We start from the raw sequence: 436 nt of genomic DNA on the forward strand, positions 1-436 counted from the left end.
GGATGGGTGCCGGCTGTTCCGTGGCCAGTTGCACCCGCGCTGGCTGGCGGATGGGCTGGACGGCGCCCGCCGCGCGTTTGAACAGGTCCTGCTCGGCCAGGCGGCGGCGCTCGGCTTCCTTGCGGGCGGCCTCTTGCGCCGCTGCCAGCTTCTGCTGCTCGGCCAGCTTTTTCTGCACCAGCTTCAGGTCTTGCAGGGTGCGGACTTTCACAGCAGGCCTTTCTCGGCCATGGACAGTGCGTCGCCCGCGCCCACGATCACATGGTCCAGCACCCGCACGTCCACCAGCGCCAGCGCGGCCTTGAGGGTTTGCGTCAGGGCCTCGTCGGCGCGGCTGGGCTGCACCGTGCCGCTGGGGTGGTTGTGCGCCAGCACCACGCTGGCGGCCTGGTGGTGCAGGGCGCGCAGCACCACCTCGCGCGGGTACACGCTGGTC

General features: G+C 71.1%; 2 protein-coding genes. Both read right to left on the reverse strand.

From position 1 onward, the window contains the following. Window positions 1-211, reverse strand: a 211-nt coding sequence (locus M8009_RS18900; protein WP_250064029.1) for a hypothetical protein, incomplete at its 3' end; no start/stop codon positions are given. Continuing rightward, on the reverse strand, window positions 208-436 hold a 229-nt coding region (locus tag M8009_RS18905), incomplete at its 5' end, for a JAB domain-containing protein (protein ID WP_284047906.1). The genes M8009_RS18905 and M8009_RS18900, both read right to left, overlap by 4 nt.

This window comes from Halomonas gemina (assembly GCF_023554995.1).
GTDB lineage: Bacteria > Pseudomonadota > Gammaproteobacteria > Pseudomonadales > Halomonadaceae > Halomonas > Halomonas gemina.